We start from the raw sequence: 17802 nt of genomic DNA on the forward strand, positions 1-17802 counted from the left end.
TCACGAATGAGGATCTGACAAATGGTTAAAGTACTTATCTCTGACAAGATGAGCCCAAAGCGGCTGAAATTTTTCGCCAGCGCGGTGTAGAGGTTGATGAAATCACAGGCATGACACCTGAGGAGTTGAAAGCCTGTATCGCAGACTATGATGGGCTTGCCGTTCGCTCTTCGACCAAGGCGACAGAAGAAATTATCAAGGCGGCTACAAATCTTAAGGTCATTGGCCGCGCCGGTATCGGCGTGGATAATGTGGATATTGCGGCTGCCACCGCTGCAGGTGTGTGCGTTATGAACACACCTTTTGGAAATGCGATTACGACTGCAGAACATGCAATTGCAATGATGTTTTCCCTCTCTCGCCACATACCTGCGGCGAACCAGTCCACACAGGAAGGAAAATGGGAAAAATCCAAATTCATGGGTGTGGAGCTTTATGGCAAGGTTCTGGGTATCATTGGGTGCGGCAACATTGGTTCAATCGTTGCGGACCGGGCTTGCGGCCTGAAAATGAAAGTGATCGCATTTGATCCGTTTTTATCGCCAGAGCGTGCGGTGGAACTGGGTGTTGAAAAGGTCGAGCTGGAAGATTTGCTGGCTCGCGCTGATTATATTTCACTGCACACACCGATCACTGACAGCACACGCAATATCATCAATGCTGAAAATATTGCCAAGATGAAAGACGGCGTTCGCCTGATCAACTGCGCCCGAGGCGGACTGGTTGTGGAAGCCGATCTGAAAGCAGGACTGGAAAGCGGCAAAATTGCTGGGGCAGCACTTGATGTGTTCGCCGAGGAGCCTGCGACAGAGAATATTCTCTTTGGAATGGAAAATGTTGTTTGCACCCCGCATCTGGGCGCTTCAACCAACGAAGCACAGGTGAATGTTGCTATTCAGGTTGCTGAGCAGATGGCGGATTATCTGCTGGTCGGATCTGTCACAAATGCCTTGAACATGCCATCGGTGACAGCGGAGGAGGCACCAAAGCTGAAGCCATATATGGAGCTGGCCAAGCAACTGGGTGGTTTTGTCGGGCAAGTCACGGAAACTGGCATTAAGAAAGTTCATGTGGAATATGAGGGTCAGGCGGCAGGTTTGAATATCAAACCTCTGACAGCGATTATCCTGCAGGGCATTCTGGGGCCATTGCTTGATAGTGTGAATATGGTGAATGCGCCAATTGTCGCTAAAGAACGCGGTATCGACGTCACCGAGAGCATCAATGACAAGATTGATGATTATCAGACACTGGTCCGCGTTACGGTTACAACAGAAAAACGCAGCCGCGATATTGCCGGAACATTGTATGGGGACAAGAGCCCACGGATAGTCAATATCAAGGGCATCAGCATGGAGGCCGAAATGGGGCCGCATATGCTCTATGTCACTAACAAGGATAAACCTGGCTTTATTGGTGCGCTGGGAACTCTGCTTGGGAAAAATGATATCAACATCGCGACATTCCATCTGGGTCGGAACGAGGCGCAGGGTGAAGCGATTGCCTTGATCGAGGTAGATTCGGAGCTGAGCCCTGAGACGGTTGCTGAGGTGCAATCCTTGCCCCATGTTCAACAGGTGAAAACGCTCAAATTCTAGGCACAGTCCTGAGTTTACAGTGAATTCATTAAACAGGTGAGAAAGCGGTGCGGAAAAAGTACCGCTTTTTTGCTGTTCTTGTTGGACTATTGCGCGAAATATGCTTTATAGGCGCATGTGATGAACAACTATACTGAAAAAGGGTTGCTGCCCGCTGGTCTGGCGGACATGTTGCCACCCGAAGCCGCTGCCGAAGCCAGAGCAAGTGAAGCACTTATGAAAGTGTTCAATGCCAATGGCTACCAATCCGTGCAACCTCCTCTCATTGAATTTGAAGAACATCTTCTTGAAGGTGCCGGTGAGGCCCTGTCTTCGAAAATGTTCAGGGTGATGGATCCAGCATCGCACAGGATGATGGGTATTCGCACCGATATGACACCGCAGGTGGCCCGTATCGCAACCACACGGTTAAAACAGGAAGAAAGGCCGCTCCGATTGTCATATTGCGGGCAGGTCCTTCGCGTATATGGCTCCCAGTTGCGACCAGAAAGACAGTTTACTCAGGCCGGTGTTGAACTGATCGGTCATGAGGGGATAGCCGCGGATGCGGAACTGATTCTGCTGGCGGCTGAAGCGCTGAGTTCGCTGGGCATTCAGCATTATTCGGTGGATTTAACCCTTCCGACCCTAATGCCGACACTTTGCGAGGAACTGGGCATTGATGAGGACACATCCAAGGCCGCTCGTGAAGCGCTTGATCACAAGGATGCTGCCGTGCTGGACGAGTTTGGTGAGGAATTATCGCCGATCCTCAAGCGGTTGTTAAAAGCTGCAGGTCCTGCGTCGAATGCGTTGGCGCAATTGGCAAAGCTGGATTTGCCAACAAAGGCAAATGCCCAACTGCAGGAGCTTAGAAAACTTGTCGAGACATTGCAGCTTTCCGCGCCGGATCTGGTGCTGACTATTGATCCGGGTGAGTATCGGGGATTTGAATATCAAACCGGTATCAGCTTTACATTTTTTGCAAGAAACGTACGCGGTGAATTGGGACGTGGTGGTCGCTATCAGTTAATGGATGGCGAAACGGCAACCGGTTTCACGCTATTTCTCGACAGCTTGCTGCGGGCGGTGCCTGCACCAGCGAAGGAGAAGCGTCTCTATCTTCCAGCCGGGACTTCCCGCGAAGAAGGTTTTGCCCTTCGCCAGCAGGGATGGATTACAATTGCAGGCTTGCAGGATGGCAAGAGCCTGAACGTCACAGAGGATGCCCATCGTATGGAATGCACGCATATCCTCAAAGACGGCGAGATTATCGAACTCAACTGATTATTGATGTGAATTAAGGACTTTTTGATATGGCTAATGTTGCTGTGGTCGGCTCCCAGTGGGGAGATGAGGGCAAAGGAAAGCTGGTAGACTGGCTGTCTGAGCGGGCCGACGTGGTTGTTCGCTTTCAGGGCGGGCACAATGCGGGACATACTTTGGTAATTGATGGAAAAGTCTACAAACTTAGCCTGTTACCATCTGGTATTGTTCGAGGTGGTAAAACGTCGATTATTGGCAATGGTGTGGTTATTGACCCTTGGGCGTTGCTCAAGGAGATTGAAACCCTGCGTGGTCAGGATGTTACCATCACGGCGGAAAATCTGAAAATTGCTGAAAACGCGACACTGATTTTGCCGCTGCATGGTGAACTGGATGCGCTGCGTGAAGATGCGACAGCAGCTGTGAAGATCGGAACGACACGCCGCGGTATTGGCCCGGCTTATGAAGACAAAGTCGCCCGGCGGGCTATTCGTGTCAGTGATCTGGCTGATCCAGAATTGCTGGCGAAAAAAATTGATACTTTGCTGGCCCATCATAACGCACTGCGCCGCGGGCTTGGCGCAGAAGAAGTTGATGGTGCTGATCTGCTGGCAAAACTGCAGGAGATTGCCCCAAAGATTCTGGAATTCAGCGATATTGTCTGGCGCCGACTGGATGAAGCGAAGCGGGACAGAAAGCTTGTTCTGTTTGAAGGCGCACAAGGCGCAATGCTTGACAATGATCACGGTACTTATCCGTTTGTAACCTCATCCAATACCGTTGCGGGGCAAGCCGCCGTTGGAAGTGGTGTAGGCCCGGGAGCGGTGAGTTATGTTCTTGGAATTACCAAAGCCTACACAACTCGTGTGGGCGAAGGACCTTTTCCTACTGAGCTTTTTGACGATATAGGGCAAGGTCTTGGAGAGCGGGGTAAAGAGTTTGGTGTTGTCACCGGACGTAAACGCCGCTGCGGCTGGTTTGACGCTGTCATGGTTCGCCAAGCTGTTAAAACGGGTGGCATTACCGGCATCGCGCTGACCAAGCTGGATGTTCTGGATGGCATGGATGAGCTGAAAGTTTGTGTCGGCTATAAATTGGGTGACAAGGTTTTGGATTATTATCCGTCAAATATGGCGGATCAGGCCGAAGTGGAGCCTGTGTATGAAACATTGGAAGGCTGGTCAGACAGCACATTTGGTGCCCGTAGCTGGGATGATCTGCCAGCGACAGCCGTCAAATATATTCGCCGTGTTGAAGAATTGATTGAAGCCCCGATCGCACTGGTTTCCACAAGCCCCGAGAGGGAAGACACCATTCTGGTCAAGGATCCTTTTCTGGATTGATCGGACATTCAGGTATTCATAAAAAAGCGGCAGGCATCTGCCGCTTTTTTTGTGGCGCTGCGGCTACTCGTTTAACGCCATATTAACTGTAATTCTGCATTTTGTAGGCAGTTTGTTAGTTTGTGCAGTAGAATGTCGCAGATAACTGCGGCTGGATGGTCGGAAATGAGCGGTGCGGATGAGCAGGGTACATTGCGGGGGAGGTACAAAGTTCTTCTTCAGCAACCACTACCCCAATATGATAGCGGTGAAAACAAGGCCTACAAGGTCGAGGATCTGCGCGACTCTAATAATATACTTTATGCGCTGGTGGTCGGTGATGGCGTTCCTTTTCGGGACGACATCGTTGAGCCATTAACTTCGCGAAATACCCCGAGCCTGACGTCCCTTCATTCCCACGGTGTTGTCCATTTTGGGAACACGGATTACCGCTATGTATTTGTTCATGATATGCCTGTGGGAGGACGTGTCTTTGAGGAAGGGCAGGGTGGTCTGTCAGAGCAGCAGGTCCTCAACGTTATCGTTCCCAAGCTTGTCGATGTCATCATCAATTTTGCATCAAGAGAGCTGACGCATCGAAATATTCGCGCTGATAATGTTTTCTATATGGATAACGAAAAAGCCGGGATTGCGCTTGGTGAATGTGTGAGCTGTCCGCCCGGTTCCCTGCAGCCAGCAGTGTATGAGCCCTTGGAAAGTGCAAATGCACTTGCAGATGGTCGGGGCCCGGGTACGGTCATGAGCGATATATACGCGCTTGGTGTGATGATTGTGCATATGCTGGGTGGGGTTCTGCCCGGTGAGGGGCGGACCGCGACTGAACTTTATGCCTTGAAACTTGCGCATGGATCCTATGCGGTGCTTGTACCGAAAATACCGGCATCTTCGCGGGTTGGATTTCTGCTGGCTGGATTGCTCAATGATGATCCGAGCAGACGGTGGAATACGGAAGTTCTCATCCGTTGGCGGGATGGTGTCTATGAACGGCCACGCCCGGGATTTGGCGACCGGCAGGCACCCGGCCCGATTATTTTCGAGGGTGAGGAATATTTATCTCCGCGTTTGCTATCACTTGCCATGACGAAAAAGCCGGCTCAGGCATATATTCTGCTGGAAGGTGGGAAGGTAGAAAGCTGGGTTCGAAACTCGCTCAATGATAAAGATGCAAGCGCCCGTATTGCCGATACTATCAGCGGCCGAATGCGAATAAGCGGTGGTGCACGGCGACGTGAATTGCAATGTGTTTCTCGTGTGAGTGCCATTTTAGATAACACGGGAGCGTTCTGGTATAGGGAAGTCACTTTTTCGCGCGGGGGCCTTGGCGGCTTGATTGCTCACGCGTTCAGAAGTGACGGACCGGTTAAAACTGCAATTGCCGAGATGCTGGAAAGTGGCGTTTTATTGGATGCAATTTATGTGGATCTGGATCGAAGTGAGGCCGGGCGGCGAAAAGACAATAGTTGGGTGACGCTTGGCAGGATTACAGATTGCTATGAATTTATGGAAAAGCGGGATCTACTGGGTTTTGGGTTGGAGCGATGCCTGTATGAACTGAACCCGTCCATTTCCTGCATGAGTTCGACCTTGCAAGGGGCCTATGCCAAAGATGTCGAAAAGCTGATGGATATTCTGGAGGAGCGGGCTTTTAAACTGGATGGCAAGATTAATCCGTTAGATCGCCATACTGCAGCTTTTATCGCGACCCGAACTAAAACCCTGACGAAGAATTTTCAAAAACTGTCGTCTCTGGCGCCCGATAGTGTTGCCTATACGATTATGCTTATCGAAATGATGGGACGATTGCAAAATGCAAAAAGTCCGTCGCCAAAGCCCGGGTTATGTATGTGGGTTCAAGTTGTTCTTAAGCCTGTTATCAAAAAAATCCATTCCAGTATTCGGCGGGAATTTGTGCTCAAGAAACTCGAAAATGCGATGGAAAGCGGAAATATTGATAGGATTCTAAAAGAAATAGATCTTGAAAATAATTTGCGCCGGGACTCCTCTGAATATGAGCAGGCGATCAAGGAATTTATTGATATCAATACAGGTATACAATCCTTGGAAAATGGGGGCAAAGCGCGGGCTTATGCCGCTAAAAAATACGGGCAGTGGATTGCCTCCGTCATTTCCATCGCGGCACTGCTCAGCAGTTTTGGCTTTTCCTATTTGCATTTCGTAGGTTTTTAAATGGTTGATCAGGCGCAAATTAAAAAAAGATCCAGCAGTGTTGCCAAGCTTCTGATTTGTGTGGGGTTGGGTGCAGTGTTTGTACCGCCAACGGTGATTATTCTGGGAGTCGGTATGGTTCCCACATTCGTCGCACGTTTTGCAAATCCCAACAGAGTGCGCGGGACTGTTGCTGCAATGGCGGCGTTCAATCTGGCCGGTATAGTACCAGTTCTTGGAATTTTATATGACAGAGGCCACACGATTGAACAGGCTTTCCGGCTACTCTCAGACGTATATATGTGGCTGATGATGTATGGTGGTGCGGGAATGGCTGCTTTTCTGTTATGGGGCGTACCTCTTGTGGTGCAAGGCGGATATGAAATGCAGGCACGGCAATATATTAAACGCTTGGAGAAACGCCGCAGTCGCATGATTGAGGAATGGGGCGGGCAGATTGTTGCCGATGCGAAAATTCTTCCTGCGAATCCCGACGCGCCTGCGGCAAAGGGAACTCCTGATAAATAAACTGTTTCATTACATCGGAGCTGATATATTGCCTTTTTTTAAAAGCGAGGGGGTATAAAAATGTCAGATCACGTGTATTGGATCATTGAGGCCGATATTGTTCCGGGCAAGTTAGACGAGCTTAAATCACTCATGCAGGAGATGTCAGCGGCGACTGAAGCTGATGAGCCCGGTGCGCTTAATTATGAATGGTCGTTAAGCGCGGATGAGACAGAGTGCCATATTTTCGAGCGCTATCAAGATAGTGATGCCACGATGGTGCATATGGGAAATTTTGGAAGCAAATTTGCGAAACAGTTTATGTCTGTTTTGAAACCTAAGCGGTGCAGATTGTATGGGGCACCGGATGAGCGTGTGCAAAAAGCGATGAAGCCATTGGGTGCTGTCTACCTTGCTTCTGCAGCTGGTTTTTCGCGTTAATTTAACAGGCAAAAGCATTTGAATGGCAGGCAATATTAATCGCCTGCCATTCCTTTTTTCAAAGTTAGACTGCAGCCAGACCAATGCCTGCGAAAGCGACAGCCGCACCTGCGTACCGCAGCGCATATGGGGCAAAACGGCCGACTGCGACACCACCTGCATGAAGGGCCGCACTCGCGAGCATCATGCCGATGCCATAAGCTGCAGCAGTTGTATCTGCAGGCATTTCAATGCCGTGTGCAGCGCCGTGGAAAACGGCAAACAGAGCAACCATGGTGGCGCTAGCAAACAAAGGTAGGCGTTTACCAAAGGCAACGACTGCGCCAAGCAGGACAACTGAAGCCAGAATTCCCTGTTCTACATAGGGAACATTCAAGCTGACAGGCCAAGGATGCCACCAACAGCCATCACCGCGACAAACAGCGCAGGCAGTAGAACCAAGGATTTTCCGGTGTTCTGAGCTGCCAGCAAGCCAACAGCCAGCATGGCCAGAATATGATCAAGGCCAACAAGAGGATGAATGAAGCCGGCGGTAAAATCACCTGTAACTGTGTGCCCTGGATGAGCAAAGGCTGGACCTGCAGTCAAAAGAGTGAGGGCTGTGGCCAGATAAATCGTGTTTTTCATTTGAGGCTCCCCGTATAATGGATGAAGATTACTTGGTATGATAAATTTTGATTTTTATCATACTTTCTTATTTCGCAATTGCAACATCGGAGGGACAGTTGGAGAGAATAACAATCACGGTGGAGGATGACCTGCTGGCCGAATTTGATCAATATCTGTCCCGGAGAAACTATGCCAACAGGTCTGAAGGCATCCGTGATGCCTTGCGTCATATGCTGTCACATGCGAGAGATGATAATGCTGATGATCAGCAATGTGTTGGCTGCCTATCCTATGTTTATAACCATCAGGAAAGGGCGCTTTCCTCCAAACTGGTTGAGAAGCACCACAGCCACCCAGATATTCCGGCCGCGACACTTCATTTACATATTGATGCGGAGCATTGCATGGAGGCGACTATTTTAAAGGGAAGTGGTCGGCAGGTTCAGTCTGTTGCCGATGAAATCATGTCGCAAACCGGCGTGGAATATGGAAGGTTGCATATAATTCCAGTTAAATAATATTAACCGGTTTAATTTCGCGATAACAAAAAAGAGCCGCCAAAATGGTGAGGCGGCTCTTGCGGGGGATTAGTTTATGCGGTCTTCAAACGCGCGACTTTTCATCGCTTTTTGAAGTTTTTCGAACGCCCGAACCTCAATCTGGCGGACACGTTCGCGGCTGATGTTATATTCCTGGCTAAGATCTTCCAGGGTTAGAGGATCATCACGAAGACGCCGTTCGGTAAGGATATGGCGTTCCCGCTCGTTCAGGCAGTCCATGGCCGACAGAAGCATCTCTTTGCGGCGGGTCAGCTCTTCATTTTCTGCGTAAACGGTTTCCTGATCCGGTGTTTCATCCTCAAGCCAGTCCATCCATTCCCCTTCAGTGTCCGCGCGCATGGGGGCGTTGAGACTGTGATCCGGGGCGGTGAGGCGACGGTTCATGTTCACCACTTCTTCTTCGGAAACACCGAGTTTCGTTGAAATGGTTTCCACATGTTCAGGTTTGAGATCGCCTTCTTCGATGGCTTCGATCTGGCCTTTAATCTTTCTCAGATTAAAAAACAGTTTTTTCTGTGCTGCCGTGGTTCCCATTTTCACAAGAGACCATGTCCGCAGGATATATTCCTGAATTGCGGCTCTGATCCACCACATGGCGTATGTGGAAAGGCGGAACCCTTTTTCGGGCTCAAAACGTTTCACAGCCTGCATCATACCCACATTGCCCTCGGCAATGAGTTCGCCCACGGGGAGACCATATCCGCGATAACCCATGGCGATTTTTGCCACAAGGCGCAAATGCTGGTGACCATTTTGTGAGCCGCTTCTGAATCACCGCGCTCTTTCCAGGCTTTGGCCAGCATGTATTCTTCATCCGCTTCCAGCATGGGGAATTTGCGGATTTCCTGAAGATAACGGGATAATCCACCTTCAGGTGAAAGTGTTGGTAAAGTAACGTTACTCATAATTTAACCCTCTCCGTTTCTCAGCGAACTGAACCAATCCACTTACAGAAGTCAGATTTTCTGTCAGCCCCTGTACTTACGCATTAAAGACTAAAAATTCGCCATTTTTGTGACGATTTCTATCCTCTGAATGCCGCAAGCAATTTATTGATGTCAGATGGGAACTCTGCCTCAAATTTCAAGGGTTTGGATGTGACGGGATGCACAAATCCCAATGTTTGGGCATGCAAAGCTTGCCTTGGGAACTTGCGAATAACGTTTTGCCGCGCGGTGGGAAGCGATTTTATTCGGCTTAGCTTGGGGCGTGTATATACCGGATCCCCAACCAAGGGATGCCCGATATGTCCCATATGGACGCGGATTTGATGGGTGCGACCAGTTTCAAGATTACAGGTAACCAGTGCGGCAATATCGTCAAAATTTTCTTCGACCTTGTAATGAGTTACGGCGTGTTTACCGCCGCTGGTGAGCACAGTCATGCGTTTTCGATTGTGAGGATCACGTCCGATATTGCCTTCAATTCGGCCAGATGTTGGATAGAGCCGCCCCCAGACGATTGCACGGTAAGTGCGTTCAATATCATGGGTTTCGAACAGACTTGCCAGCCCCTGATGAGCGGCGTCCGTTTTCGCAACCACCATCAGGCCACTCGTTTCCTTATCAATGCGATGGACAATACCTGGTCGTTTGACCCCACCAATACCTGAAAGGCTATCGCCGCAATGAAACAAAAGTGCATTGACCAATGTTCCTGACCAGTTTCCGGCAGCCGGATGGACAACCATGCGAGCGGGTTTGTTCACCACAATCAGATGTTCGTCTTCGAATACAATATCGAGCGGGATATTCTGTGGTTTGGGATCGGGATCCACAGCCTCGGGAACGGTAATCTGGTAGATCTCTCCCAGTTTGACGCGCCGGGAAGGATCATTCACGACAACGCCATCCAAAAGCGCCAAGCCATCTTTGACTAACGGCTTTACACGGTTTCTGGATAGTCCACCCAGTTTTTCGGCCAGAAACCTGTCCAGCCGTTCGCCGACATGGTTTTCTGAAACTTCAACTTGATGTGTACCTTCAGGTGATGGCATATGATTCAAACCGGTAAATTTTTAATGGATAAATGTTCTTATGACAGAAGAAGACGTTCCAAACACCACTTTTTTGAAATGGGTTGTCGCGATACTTGGTATTTTAATCATCGGTGTTGCATCGGCAATAGGCGTTATCTTGTATAAACGGGCGACAGCGGCCAGTGATAAATCTGCGGATCAAGCGGAGATCCCGGCGGTGATATCGCCTGCACCAGCGAGCGAATTTGGCACGGTTGATGTAAAAATACCCGGTGATATGCCGGTTCTGGACATCGCGGAAGCGGGCCGTTTTCTGTATGTTACCTATGGGACAGAGGATGAAGAGCCCCGCGGCGTAATTGTTTTGGACGCTGGGGCAGGTAAAGTAATGGGACAATTCGTCTTTGATAACTAAGCAACCGGTTCAGATTGATAGCTTTGACCTTAAGCAGCTTCAGGATCACGCACGCACCTGTTATCCCGAAGAAGCCTGTGCCTTGCTGGTCGGGGAGGCGCGCACAGACGGATCTTACAGGGTCACCGAGGTTGCGGTTTGTGACAATGTAGCGTCCGATAAAGGCAGGTTTTTCGAAGTAGATCCTGCGCTGCGCATATTGCTGGAGAAGAAACTTCGCAATAGTTCGCAGCGGGTGCTTGGTGTCTACCATTCGCATCCGGATGGACAGGCGATGCCTTCGGAAACTGACCGTAAAATGGTGATTGAGCAGGATCTGCTGTGGTTGATTTCATCGGTTGATCAGCAGGAAATAGTTGAGACGAGGGTCTTTTTGCCAACAGGGGCAGGAGATTTTAGGGAGCTGGCACTTGTTCAGCGCGAAACAGACGGAAAAGATTTAGATGACGAAAATTAACTTTGCAAGCGATAACGCAGCACCAGTCTGCCCTGAATTGATGGAAGCTTTGCTTGAAGAAAATGCAGGCCCCGCGATGGGATATGGCAATGATCCGACGACAGAGCGGATGGAGGAAAACCTTAAAGAGCTGTTTGATCAGGATTTGAGGGTCTTTCCTGTTGCAACAGGCACGGCTGCGAATGTGCTGGCGCTGAGCGTCATGACACCGCCTTGGGGTTCTGTCTATTGCCACAAACTATCCCATATTGAAGGGAATGAGTGCGGGGCACCTGAGTTTTTTACTGGCGGTGCGAAGCTGGTCCTGCTTGACGGAGAAGATGGGAAATTGCAAGCAGACAGGTTGCAAGCCGCGCTGGAGAAATCCGGCCGAGGGACGGTGCATCATGTGCAACCAGCGGCGCTTAGTCTCACGCAGGTCACGGAAAGTGGGACAGTTTATACGCCTGAGGAAGTGCAGAGTCTGGTGAAAGTTGCAAAGTCCTTTGATCTTTCGGTTCATATGGACGGTGCGAGATTTGCAAATGCCATAGCGGCGCTGGGCTGTCATCCTGCAGATGTTACGGGCCGGGCCGGAGTGGATGTATTGTCGTTTGGGGCAACGAAAAACGGGGCTATGGCCGTTGAAGCTGTCGTATTCTTTAATCAGGAAAAAGCACAGGAGTTTGAGTTTCGGCGCAAACGCGGTGCGCATCTGTTTTCCAAGTCGCGATATTTATCCGCTCAGCTTGATCGATATGTACAGGGAGGTTTGTGGCTGAAACTGGCGGAGCACGCCAACCGCATGGCAACGCGCCTGTCTACAGGCTTATCGCGCATCAAAGGATGCGAGCCCTTATTTCCAGTTCAAGCGAACATGCTGTTTTGCCGCTTTTCTGCAGATACGATTGCGGCTTTGAACGACGCAGGTTTTCTGTTTTATGTGATGGATCAGCCACAGGGCAAAGCCGACTGGTCACGTCCTGGAATACTACGGAAGCAGAGGTGGATAAACTGCTTGATATCGTGGCGTCGACCAATTAGGTCAATGGGCCAGACAAAACACGTGCATCGACAGGGCAAGCAGATCAATGGATAGTAATCTACAGCTAAGCATCGATAAATTCTTTTCAATCGTTGAAGGAGTTTGGCGGCAGGATGTTCTGGGACTAGGGATCGACAACATCCTGATTGCGCTTGGGGCATTGCTGGTGTCCCTGACGCTGCGAGGCGTATTTACCCGCTTTGTGATTAACCGTCTGGTTGCTTTCACCGCGAGGACCCGCAATGCCATTGATGATCAGTTAATTGGCGCTATACGCGGACCTATCCGTTTTGTGCCGGTATTGATCGGTATCTATGCCGCATTGGAAATCAGCGGCTTTGCCGAAGTAGAGCGCTTTGAAGTTTTTGCCAATAATTTCGTGCGATCACTTGTGGTTTTTAATATTTTCTGGGTGCTGTTCTGTCTGGTAAACCCTCTGTCTTTCCTGCTTGGCAAACTTGAAGAGATTTTCTCTGTTGAAATGGTCTCTTTTATTGTCAAGATTTTGAAAGGGGTGATCATTGGGCTTGGGGTTGCCACTGTTCTGGAGCTGTGGGGCATCGAAGTCGGTCCGATTATTGCCGGTTTTGGCCTTGTCGGTGTGGCAGTTGCTTTGGGCGCGCAGGATCTATTCAAGAATTTGATCAGCGGGTTTCTCATTCTTGCTGAAAAGCGTTTTCGTGTTGGTGATTGGGTTCTGGTCAGCGGAGTTGTCGAGGGTACAGTTGAGAAAATTGGATTCCGATCCACCATGATCCGCCGCTTCGACAAGGCACCGACCATCGTGCCAAATGCGGTTTTCGCAGATAAAGCGGTCACCAATTTTTCTGAAATGACCTATCGGCGGATTTACTGGAAAATTGGTGTTGAATATTCGACCAGTGTTGCCCAGCTGCAGGAAATCACGACAAAGATCAGGGATTATCTGATTGGAAATGAGGACTTCGCCCAACCCGAAGAAGCCACTCTGTTTGTTGTAACAGACAGTTTTAATGATAGCAGTATCGATATTATGATTTACTGTTTCACCAAGACGACAAACTGGGGTGAATGGCTGGAAATCAAGCAGGATTTTGCCTACGCCATCAAATCAATTGTTGAAGGGGCTGGCACCGGTTTTGCCTTCCCGTCCATGACCATCTATACCGGTGCAGGTGCGGACCAGCCAGAAGCCTATATCCCGCCTAAAGCCAAACATGATGGGGCTTCAGCAAATGCCGATGCGATCGGAAGTGAAGGCGAAAGCGTTTAGATTAGCCGCCTATTTCAATAATATATGTAAAAGTGCCATCCTTTTCACTGCTGCTGAGGAGTTTGTGCCCGGCAACGTGGCAGTAGTGGTCGAAGTCGATCGATGATGCGGGATCGGTGGCAATTACAGTCAGTTTGTCGCCTGGGCTTAAGGACGCTGCAAGCTTTTTGGTTTTCAGTACTGGCAGCGGGCAACTGAGCCCACTGGTATCAAGACGATGATCGGACATATGGTTGGAACTCTCTTGTTTGAGGGCCCAATATACGAAGGATTATTCTAACGGCAAGTGTGTAAGTCAGGCACTACCCATTTTGTGCAATTCTGCGATCAAGCTTTCGATATGGTCCTGCATGATGAGGGTAAAGCCATCTTGATTAAGGAGGCGAAAGTTTTCCTGCAGATCGCGAAACAGGAAGAGCAGTTCATCGCCGGAGGCGCAAAACAGGGCTGCCCCCAAACTGGTTTCGATTCTTGCAGACATCACAATTCCGGTTAGACACTCCGGTATATGATCCAAAATCGCATAGCCATGCCAATGATTTGCTGAATGGTATTTTTCAAAGCATTGACCCAATCTGCCTATATGGGAGCTGTCCAGTGGCTGGGTTAGAATCAGGTCGGACGCACTGTTGCTGTTGCGGTTTAAATGAGAAGTTTCAAAATTAACGATCAGTCCCATTTTCTTTATCCAAACAGATAGTTATCAGATTTATCCAGATAAATGACTGGCGATGCCGCCGTCCTGTGAATGCCTTCTGGGCAGGATCAAACTATGCCACAGCGGTATTAACAGCTGGTTTATATATGAGGTAAATTTTATATAAAAATTTGGCAATTTTGGGGGTAGAGCAGAACTCTGGGTCGGAATTAACCATTTTTACATTGGTTTATGTGACTTTTAGATGGGGTTATGTGCCCAATTTAATTAGGTTTTTTGAATTTATTCGATTTCTATTGCGTGTATGAATAATCCGACGACGAAAAATACTGCCAGCGACCAATCCGCTCGCGATGTCATTCAACATCACGAGATTGGTGAACTTGCGCATTTTCTGGCGGTATTCGGGCGAAACAAGGATGAAGCCCTTAAAACTCTGATGACGAGTAGCCTGCAGATTCTGGGGCTTGATGAAATACGTCAGAAGTTTGGTAGTCGCTGGCATGCGCTTGAAAAAAGAATCGATTTCGCGGTGGAAGCATTCTTTTCAAAGAAAATGGGAAAGAAGGATCTGTTTCTGCGTCTGGATACTGGAAATTATGCCCTGATCTTTGTCAATACGACCCGTGAGCAAGGGGAGGAGAAAGCAAACAGGCTTGCTGATGAATTGCTTCATCTTCTGTTCGGTGAAGTCCCGGAAGTGGAAAAAATTTCCATCAAAGCGATGACACTGGATGTGAACCTGATGGAGCTCATCGATGAGTTCCAGAATATGGAAGACCTTGTTGAGTATTTGCAAGGTTATAACAGTGAGACCCTTGAAGAAGAAAAACAGAAATTTGAGGAAGCAGAAGGCGAGCTTACCGTTTGTTATCGCCCCATGGTCAATCACGGCAAAAAAATGATGTCGGTAATTGAGGCGATGCCATGTCGGCTGAAGAACGGGAAATGGGAAGTTATCCCACTTGATGATCCGCTGATAACCGGGACGGTTGAGTTACGTGCTGAGCTTGATTTCAAAATCCTGCGGGATACAGATGTTGCCTTGAAAAAACTGGGTAGCCTTAAAAACAAGCCTTTGGTGATGGTGTCCGTTGAATATGAAACGCTGGCGCATGCTTATCGGCGAATGCACTATGCGGATATCCTTAGAAAACTACCGTCCTTTGCCCGCAAACATATGATTATAAATATTCTGGGTGTTGAAAACGGGCTGCTCAATAGCCGTGTGCGGCAAATTCTGTCGGCCCTCAATCCGATGGTGCTTGGGTTCACTTTCGAAGTGGGCGAGAACTGGAATGATTTTGCCATTATTTCAGATCTACCCGTATATGGCCTTTCGGTCAGAGGCGGAGTGAAAGTGATCTGGTCTGGATCGAAGACCTGTTCAAAAGAGCCAAGTCACATGGGTTGCGCGGATGCTGGCGCAATCTAAAAAATGATGATTTGGCGCGGCGAGCGTTTATCGTCGGAACAGATTATGTGAGCGGCCCGGTTATCGGTGGATGCCAGGCCGACCCGATTGCCCCCTTTCTCTGAAAAGAGCGCTTTGAAAACTAGCCTTTTGAAAATGTCGTGAACAATTCAACATGGCTGGACCAGCGGAATTGGTCGACAGGTGTAATTTCTCCCATTTCATAACCTGCATCGATAAGGGTTCTCGCATCTCTGGCGAAGCTTGCAGGATTGCAGGAAATGAAGATGATTTTGCTGATGTTTGAAACTGCAAGTTCGCCCACCTGTGCTTTTGCCCCAGCCCGGGGCGGATCGATGATAACGCAGTCGAAATCGTCCAGCTCCTCTGCCCGATATGGGTCGCGAAACAAATCCCGCTCAATGGCTGTTATTGGCAACATATGTTGATTGGCACCGCGAGTGAGTGATCCGACCAGATCCGGATCTCCTTCAACAGCGACAACTGATTTTGCCTTTTGTGCCGCCGGAATTGAAAAACTGCCGCAGCCCGCAAACAGGTCTAGAACTGTGGAATGATCGGTAAGATTTCGCAAGGTCAGATCAATAAGACAGTTTTGTGCATGTTCGGTTGCCTGAAGAAACCCGCCGGCGTTAATAGGTACATTGTAGGGGCCAAGCGCGATCTGACTTGGTTTCAATGCGCAGATGACTTCTTCGAGCTTGGTATCCGTATCGTGCCATGTGATACGGGAGAGAGCGTGATCATTTGCGAAATTGGCAAGGAGTTCCCGCATTTCAAGGTCAGGAGACAGCGCACAGGCAATTTTCAGATCAATACCACTCAGGCACTCTGTCAGCGTCAGTCTTGCTTTACTGTTTCTGGGGAGGATGTTGCCAAGGAGCAGGCGCATTGGTTGGATGAGTTTTTTCAGCGCTGGTGTGATGACGTGACACTCACCCACATCGAATACTTGATGGCTTTTCCGCACGTGATAGCCGATCATGACCCCTTTCTTGCGTCTGGACGCCATGAACTCTACCCGTCGTCGCGATTTTTCAGGGCTGGTAAGGGTAGGGGTTATCACACTGTTTGAAATTCCCACCTTTTCAAGGGCGCGGGAAATCGCTTCGCCTTTCCAGCTTGCAAGAAAATTATCGGATAAATGTTGGAGGTTACATCCGCCGCAGGTTCCATAGTGACGACAAACCGGAGCGCTACGGACATTTGAAGGCTCCTGTAACTCAGAGATTTCCGCGAGATATCCGGAGCCCTGCTTTTTTAAGGGGGTTGCCAATAGCTGGTCACCGGGGGCTGAAAAAGGAACATAGTAATCCTGCCCATCCGTATGCGCAATTCCGTCGCCGCCAGCGCCTAATTCCTCAATTTTCAGTTTAAGCGTCATATCTTGCTCCCAACAGGAATTCCTGATTTCCATCGGCGCCTTTTATCGGGCTTTCAATTGTACCCAGACTTTTCCAACCGGGCAGCGTCTCAATCCAGTGAACAATATCACCGATAACCTGTTTCTTGACGTCATTGCTTTTAACGATACCACCTTTGCCTACATTTTGGGGTCCCGCTTCAAACTGTGGTTTGATCAGTCAGTAGTATAGCACTCCGGTTACATAGCTTAAGAACTCCAGGCAGCGCTTTTTTCAGCGAAATAAAGCTGACGTCGCAGACGATCAGATCGAGTGGGTCGGGTATTAATTGCGGAGAAATGTCTTTCGCATTCAAGCCGGAAAGGTCCAGAACACGTGGATCTGCTTTTACACGAGGGTGCAGTTGGTCGCGCCCAACGTCAACGGCATAAATCCGTTTGATATCATGCTGCAGCAATACCTCGCTAAAGCCGCCGGTTGACGCACCAATATCTGCGGCAATCTTTTGAGCGGGATCGATGTTAAAATGTTCCAGCGCGGCGAGGAGCTTTAATGCTCCTCTACCAACCCAATCGGGCCCATCACCGATCAGTTCGATGACACTGCTTTGGTGAACTTTTTGGCTGGCTTTCTGAGCGGGCTGACCGTCAAGCGTTATGCGGCCTTCCGCGATCAGGGCCTGAGCCCGTGATCGGCTGTTGGCCAATTTGCGTTCAACTATCGCCTGATCGAGCCTGACAGGTTTCATGT

Annotated in this window: 17 protein-coding genes and 3 pseudogenes; 12 read left to right on the forward strand and 8 right to left on the reverse strand. The window is 49.3% G+C overall.

All coding sequences use genetic code 11. The annotated features are described in order from the left end of the window. Positions 1-21: 21 nt before the first annotated feature. The 6 genes and pseudogenes from serA (at position 22) to JCM23214_RS12620 (ending at position 7300) form a co-directional block, all read left to right on the forward strand. Positions 22-1598 (forward strand): annotated as a pseudogene (gene serA, locus JCM23214_RS20660) (phosphoglycerate dehydrogenase). A gap of 120 nt (positions 1599-1718) precedes the next feature. Beyond that, positions 1719-2864, forward strand: coding sequence for an ATP phosphoribosyltransferase regulatory subunit (locus JCM23214_RS12600; protein WP_025899251.1), 1146 nt, complete (start codon positions 1719-1721; stop codon positions 2862-2864). Positions 2865-2893: 29 nt separating this feature from the next. Beyond that, a complete protein-coding gene (locus JCM23214_RS12605) occupies positions 2894-4186 on the forward strand; it encodes an adenylosuccinate synthase (RefSeq protein WP_025899252.1) in 1293 nt (430 codons plus the stop codon). A gap of 132 nt (positions 4187-4318) precedes the next feature. Continuing rightward, positions 4319-6373 (forward strand): serine/threonine-protein kinase, encoded by a 2055-nt coding sequence (locus JCM23214_RS12610; protein WP_148301879.1) that lies wholly within the window; start codon positions 4319-4321, stop codon positions 6371-6373. After that, positions 6374-6880, forward strand: a complete 507-nt coding sequence (locus JCM23214_RS12615; RefSeq protein ID WP_025899254.1) for a hypothetical protein — start codon at positions 6374-6376, stop codon at positions 6878-6880. Positions 6881-6940: 60 nt separating this feature from the next. Next, the gene (locus JCM23214_RS12620) at positions 6941-7300 is read left to right on the forward strand and encodes a putative quinol monooxygenase (RefSeq protein ID WP_025899255.1); all 360 of its coding nucleotides are present in this window, start codon (positions 6941-6943) and stop codon (positions 7298-7300) included. Between the two features lie 64 nt (positions 7301-7364). On the opposite strand, the pseudogene JCM23214_RS25520 reads toward JCM23214_RS12620, so the two are convergent. Beyond that, positions 7365-7927: pseudogene (locus tag JCM23214_RS25520) on the reverse strand (HupE/UreJ family protein). 98 nt (positions 7928-8025) lie between these two features. Between JCM23214_RS25520 and nikR the strand changes: the two are divergent. After that, positions 8026-8427 carry a nickel-responsive transcriptional regulator NikR gene (gene nikR / locus JCM23214_RS12630; protein WP_025899256.1) on the forward strand — a complete coding sequence of 134 codons (402 nt, stop codon included), beginning with the start codon at positions 8026-8028 and terminating at the stop codon, positions 8425-8427. 69 nt (positions 8428-8496) lie between these two features. On the opposite strand, the pseudogene rpoH reads toward nikR, so the two are convergent. Together rpoH and JCM23214_RS12640 are read right to left on the reverse strand one after the other, a co-directional pair. Then, positions 8497-9374 (reverse strand): annotated as a pseudogene (gene rpoH / locus JCM23214_RS20670) (RNA polymerase sigma factor RpoH). Positions 9375-9493: 119 nt separating this feature from the next. After that, positions 9494-10465, reverse strand: a complete 972-nt coding sequence (locus JCM23214_RS12640) for an RluA family pseudouridine synthase (RefSeq protein ID WP_025899257.1) — start codon at positions 10463-10465, stop codon at positions 9494-9496. Between the two features lie 40 nt (positions 10466-10505). Between JCM23214_RS12640 and JCM23214_RS12645 the strand changes: the two genes are divergently transcribed. From JCM23214_RS12645 to JCM23214_RS12660, 4 genes are read left to right on the forward strand one after another with little or no spacing between them, the layout of a single operon-like run. Continuing rightward, entirely contained in the window at positions 10506-10862 is a 357-nt protein-coding gene (locus tag JCM23214_RS12645) for a hypothetical protein (protein WP_025899258.1), read from the forward strand. Next, on the forward strand, positions 10852-11319 hold the full coding sequence (locus tag JCM23214_RS22580) for a M67 family metallopeptidase (RefSeq protein ID WP_025899259.1): 468 nt from the start codon (positions 10852-10854) through the stop codon (positions 11317-11319). Before JCM23214_RS12645 ends, JCM23214_RS22580 begins: the two co-directional genes overlap by 11 nt. Continuing rightward, the gene (locus JCM23214_RS20680; RefSeq protein WP_234397729.1) at positions 11306-12397 is read left to right on the forward strand and encodes a threonine aldolase family protein; all 1092 of its coding nucleotides are present in this window, start codon (positions 11306-11308) and stop codon (positions 12395-12397) included. The genes JCM23214_RS22580 and JCM23214_RS20680 overlap by 14 nt, the downstream gene beginning before the upstream one ends. Beyond that, the gene (locus JCM23214_RS12660) at positions 12390-13595 is read left to right on the forward strand and encodes a mechanosensitive ion channel family protein (protein ID WP_025899260.1); all 1206 of its coding nucleotides are present in this window, start codon (positions 12390-12392) and stop codon (positions 13593-13595) included. Before JCM23214_RS20680 ends, JCM23214_RS12660 begins: the two co-directional genes overlap by 8 nt. A 1-nt stretch (position 13596) precedes the next feature. Here JCM23214_RS12660 and JCM23214_RS12665 read toward each other — a convergent pair whose 3' ends face one another. Continuing rightward, positions 13597-13824 carry a sulfurtransferase TusA family protein gene (locus JCM23214_RS12665; protein ID WP_025899261.1) on the reverse strand — a complete coding sequence of 76 codons (228 nt, stop codon included), beginning with the start codon at positions 13822-13824 and terminating at the stop codon, positions 13597-13599. A gap of 66 nt (positions 13825-13890) precedes the next feature. Next, positions 13891-14274 carry a hypothetical protein gene (locus JCM23214_RS12670; protein WP_025899262.1) on the reverse strand — a complete coding sequence of 128 codons (384 nt, stop codon included), beginning with the start codon at positions 14272-14274 and terminating at the stop codon, positions 13891-13893. A 283-nt stretch (positions 14275-14557) separates the two neighbouring features. Here JCM23214_RS12670 and JCM23214_RS12675 point away from each other — a divergent pair, with 283 nt between their 5' ends. Next, the gene (locus tag JCM23214_RS12675; protein ID WP_025899263.1) at positions 14558-15688 is read left to right on the forward strand and encodes a YlbF family regulator; all 1131 of its coding nucleotides are present in this window, start codon (positions 14558-14560) and stop codon (positions 15686-15688) included. Positions 15689-15809: 121 nt separating this feature from the next. Here the strand turns inward: JCM23214_RS12675 and JCM23214_RS12680 are convergent, their stop codons facing one another. The 3 genes from JCM23214_RS12680 to JCM23214_RS20685 are packed head-to-tail and all read right to left on the reverse strand — an operon-like array spanning position 15810 to position 17800. Further along, the gene (locus JCM23214_RS12680; RefSeq protein WP_025899264.1) at positions 15810-17072 is read right to left on the reverse strand and encodes a class I SAM-dependent RNA methyltransferase; all 1263 of its coding nucleotides are present in this window, start codon (positions 17070-17072) and stop codon (positions 15810-15812) included. Beyond that, positions 17062-17271, reverse strand: coding sequence for an SAM-dependent methyltransferase (locus JCM23214_RS26735; RefSeq protein ID WP_369405906.1), 210 nt, complete (start codon positions 17269-17271; stop codon positions 17062-17064). The genes JCM23214_RS12680 and JCM23214_RS26735 overlap by 11 nt, the downstream gene beginning before the upstream one ends. Continuing rightward, positions 17252-17800 (reverse strand): TlyA family RNA methyltransferase, encoded by a 549-nt coding sequence (locus JCM23214_RS20685; protein WP_199899584.1) that lies wholly within the window; start codon positions 17798-17800, stop codon positions 17252-17254. Before JCM23214_RS20685 ends, JCM23214_RS26735 begins: the two co-directional genes overlap by 20 nt. Positions 17801-17802: the final 2 nt, after the last annotated feature.

Origin of the sequence: Sneathiella glossodoripedis JCM 23214 (assembly GCF_000616095.1) — a bacterium.
GTDB classification, from domain to species: domain Bacteria; phylum Pseudomonadota; class Alphaproteobacteria; order Sneathiellales; family Sneathiellaceae; genus Sneathiella; species Sneathiella glossodoripedis.